Below are 4,052 nucleotides of genomic sequence, written 5' to 3' on the forward strand. Positions count from 1 at the left end.
CCCCCTTGGGCGCCCAAGGTGCCCATAAGCACCAGCAACCTTTCCAGCCAATGGGGCGTTTCAAAGCTGCGATGGGCAACAAGGCGATGCAAACCGAGGGTTACACCAAGCACTGTTACCCAATACAGAAAGGCGAAAGTGAATAACCCCCACCAACTCCAGAACATTGGCAGCAGTGCCGCCACAGCTCCTACATGGTTGGCAAGCATAAAAACGAAAGTACCTTTTTTTACCTTTCTTTGATTTACCGGTAACGGGCCGCGAGGGGCATAAAGCTTTTCCTGCAATTCCTGCTGGTTTAAAGCAGCTGTGGCGGAAGGTTGTGGCGCAACGACCAATTGAATCTCCAATAAAAACCCAGTTCGTGAAACTGGGGGGATCAGATCTGTTTTATGCAACAGCTGATTGATTGAATTTAGCTGCTATCGGGCAGCAAGTGCTGGAGCGGGCTGGGGGAGGATTGCTGAAATACCGAATTACGATCTTCTGTGCTGAGTGATTTTCCGGTATGGCCTCTGGCTTGCCCCAGCGCTTGGGAGGCGGTGGCAGCTGCTCAGGAGCAGATAGAAGGCCATGCTGCAAAGCGCACCGCCGCAGTGCAACCGCAGTTAGCAAAAGTGTTAGCTGCTTTTCAAGCTGAAAAACTCGGCACCCATCACTTCGCTTCCGTGAATGGCTACGGCCACAACGACCAAGGCCGTGAAACTCTCGATCGTGTTTTTGCCCGGGTGCTGGGGGCAGAACAGGCAGCTGTGCGGTTGCAATTTGTGAGTGGCACCCATGCCATTGCAGCAGCCTTATTCGGTGTGCTGCGGCCAGGGGATCGTTTGCTCTCAATCACCGGCCGCCCATACGACACCCTTGAGGAGGTAATCGGTTTGCGGGGCCATGGGAAGGGGTCTCTTGCGGAATTTGGCATTGAATACAGCGAACTACCCCTAAGCCCCACAGGCGTTGTTGATACAGAGGGCCTCGCCGCTGCCCTATCGATTCCAACTCGGATGGTTTTGATTCAACGCAGTTGCGGCTACAGCTGGCGGCCTTCGCTGCCGGTGGCGGAAATCGCTCGGCTTTGCGATCAAATAAAAAAACTGCAGCGCAACTGCATTGTTTTTGTTGACAACTGCTATGGCGAATTGGTGGAAGCAGAAGAACCCACCGCCGTTGGCGCTGATCTAATCGCCGGTTCATTGATCAAAAATCTCGGCGGCACAATTGTTCCAACCGGTGGATACGTTGCTGGTGTGGCAGAACTAGTGGAGCAGGCCTGCTGCCGGCTTACAGCCCCAGGTATCGGCGCGGCTGGCGGCACCGGTTTTGATTTGCATCGTCTTTTATTTCAAGGCTTATTTTTGGCACCGCAAATGGTGGCAGAAGCCCTGATCAATGCTGATTTAATTGCCCAAGTTTTTCTTAACCAAAATTTAGAGGTGCAACCCCTGCCTGGAGCAGCCCGCAGTGATGTGATTCAAGCGGTGAAGTTTGGTGATCCAAGGGCCCTGCAGGAGGTGTGCCGGGCTTTTCAAAGTTGCTCTCCGGTGGAGAGCTATCTAAACCCGGTGCCAGCAGCAATGCCTGGTTACAGCAGTGATCTCGTGATGGCAGGAGGCACCTTTATCGATGGCAGCACCAGTGAATTTTCCGCTGATGCGCCCCTTAGGGAGCCTTACGTGCTCTTCAGCCAAGGGGGCACCCACCGCAGCCACGGGGCCCTTGCTTTAGCTGCGGCACTCACGGGCTGGTGGGCCCTTGCTTCAAACTAAAAACACTTTCCATCCTCACGCAGGCGATGGCCCTTTCTTTTCCTGCTGAACTGCTCTATGCAGACAGCCATGAATACGCGGCACTTAATGCGGCCCCTATTCGAGTTGGCATCAGTGCTTTTGCCGTGCAGCAATTGGGCGACATTGTGTTTGTTGAGTTGCCAAGCCCCGGTGCCGCGCTTGAACTTGGTAAGAGTTTTGGCACGGTGGAATCGGTGAAAGCGGTGGAGGAGATGTATGCCCCCCTTTCCGGGAGGGTGCTGGCCTGCAATCAAGCGGTAATTGATCAACCGGAACTGCTGCAAAACGATCCCTACGGTGCTGGCTGGCTGCTGGAAATAGAAGCCACTGATCCGAGCCAAGCGGCGGCGTTGCTTGATGCCGCTGCCTACAGCGCCAAGGTGCAGGGCAAGTGAATTTTGATTTAGAGGCGGCTGATGCTTTTGTTGAGCGCCACCTCGGGCCATCGCCAGCTGAACAGGCCTTGATGCTCGAGCGGCTCAGCTGTGAAACCCTGGAGGATTTATTGCAGGAATGCGTGCCTGCAGCGATCTTGCTACCCGCCAATGAAGCGTGCGAGGGATTGCCAACGGGTTGCTCTGAAGGCCAAGCATTGGCGGATTTGGAGCAAATTGCTAGCCAAAACCAACAATTGCGCAGCCTGATCGGCCTCGGTTACTACAGCTGCCCAATTCCTGCGTTGCTGCAGCGCCATGTATTTGAAAATCCCGCCTGGTACACGGCATACACCCCTTATCAAGCGGAAATCGCCCAGGGCCGCCTTGAAGCGCTGCTCAATTTTCAAACCCTGATCAGCGAGCTAACGGGTTTAGAGATTGCCAATGCTTCTTTATTAGATGAGGCCACGGCAGCAGCAGAAGCGATGGCTCTTGCCCGTGGGGTATGCCGCCGCCCTGAGGCCCAACGCTTTCATGTGCAGGCGGATTTATTTCCCCAAACCCTGGCGGTGTTGCAAACCCGCGCTGAACCGCTTGGCATTGAGTTGGTGCTTGAAGATCCGCTGGCAATGCAGTTTGATCAGCGCAGTTTTGGCCTGCTTTTGCAGTTGCCTGGAGCCAGTGGCCGCTGCCTTAATCCTGAGGCGGTAATCGCTAAGGCAAAAGCGGCGGGAGCAGTAGTTATCGCTGTGGTGGATCCACTAGCGCAGGTGTTGATGGCACCGGTGGCCAGCTTGGGGGTTGAAATCGCAGTGGGCAGCGCCCAAAGATTTGGAGTGCCCCTTGGCTTTGGCGGCCCCCATGCTGCATTTTTTGCCTGCAGCGAAATTTATAAAAGGCAGATTCCTGGCAGGTTGGTTGGAATTTCAAAAGACGATGAAGGTAATGAAGCCCTGCGGCTTGCGTTGCAAACCCGTGAACAACACATTCGCCGTGATAAAGCCACCAGCAACATCTGCACAGCTCAGGTGTTACTTGCGGTGTTGGCTGGTTTCTACGCGGTTTACCACGGCCCGAAGGGCTTAAAAGCCCAGGCTTTGCAGGTGCAACGCTTAACAGCTGCTTTGGCTTTGGGCTTAAGCCAGATGGGGCTGGAATTAAGTGCCACCCCCAGCTTCGATACGTTGCAATTGCGGCTAGAAAATCCGAGCAGTTGGATCGCCCAAGCAGAAGCGGCGGGGTTCAATTTTTTGCAATTGCCAGATGGAATTGGCATCAGCCTTGATGCTTGCAGTAATACTGCTGAACTGCAGCGCTTGCTGGCCCTCTTCGGCGTTGGATTAGGCCAACAGCCACCCGCTATCAGCGATCTACTAGCTGCTGCAGCTGCAAGGCCTGAGGGGGTGGGGGAAATTGGCCCCCGGCTTCGCCCTTGGTTGCAACAGGAGGTTTTTCAGCGCTATCGCAGTGAAACCGAATTGCTGCGCTACATCCAAAGGCTGGTGGCCAAGGATTTTTCCCTTGTGCACGGGATGATTCCGCTCGGCAGCTGCACGATGAAATTAAACGGCGCGGCAGAGTTGCTGCCGGTGAGCTGGCCTGCATTTAGTGGGTTGCATCCCTTTGTGCCAGCGCCGCAACGCCAGGGTTACAAGCGTTTAATTAATGATTTGGAAGGCTGGTTAGCTGCCCTCACTGGTTTTGCTGCGGTTTCCCTGCAACCAAATGCCGGCTCCCAAGGCGAATTTGCAGGTTTGCTTGTAATTCGCGCCTGGCACAACAGCAGGGGGGAAAGCCACCGCAAGGTGTGTTTAATCCCCACCAGCGCCCACGGCACTAACCCGGCCAGTGCAGTGATGGCAGGCATGCAGGTGGTGGCGGTGCAATGTGA

General features: G+C 55.0%; 2 protein-coding genes and 2 pseudogenes. 3 read left to right on the forward strand and 1 reads right to left on the reverse strand.

Annotated elements, in window-relative coordinates:
* A pseudogene (locus KB557_RS09410) lies at window positions 1-338 on the reverse strand (acyl-CoA desaturase); the annotation flags it as partial.
* Window positions 339-488: 150 nt separating this feature from the next.
* Here KB557_RS09410 and KB557_RS09415 point away from each other — a divergent pair.
* The 3 genes and pseudogenes from KB557_RS09415 to KB557_RS09425 all read left to right on the forward strand — a co-directional run.
* Complete coding sequence (locus KB557_RS09415; RefSeq protein WP_399218937.1) at window positions 489-1,763, forward strand: aminotransferase class I/II-fold pyridoxal phosphate-dependent enzyme; 1,275 nt, start codon at window positions 489-491, stop codon at window positions 1,761-1,763.
* A 26-nt stretch (window positions 1,764-1,789) separates the two neighbouring features.
* Window positions 1,790-2,179 (forward strand): glycine cleavage system protein GcvH, encoded by a 390-nt coding sequence (gene gcvH / locus KB557_RS09420; protein ID WP_255133578.1) that lies wholly within the window; start codon window positions 1,790-1,792, stop codon window positions 2,177-2,179.
* 71 nt (window positions 2,180-2,250) lie between these two features.
* Window positions 2,251-4,052 (forward strand): annotated as a pseudogene (locus KB557_RS09425) (glycine dehydrogenase (aminomethyl-transferring)); the annotation flags it as partial.

Source organism: Synechococcus sp. Cruz CV12-2-Slac-r (assembly GCF_024346075.1).
GTDB lineage: Bacteria > Cyanobacteriota > Cyanobacteriia > PCC-6307 > Cyanobiaceae > Synechococcus_D.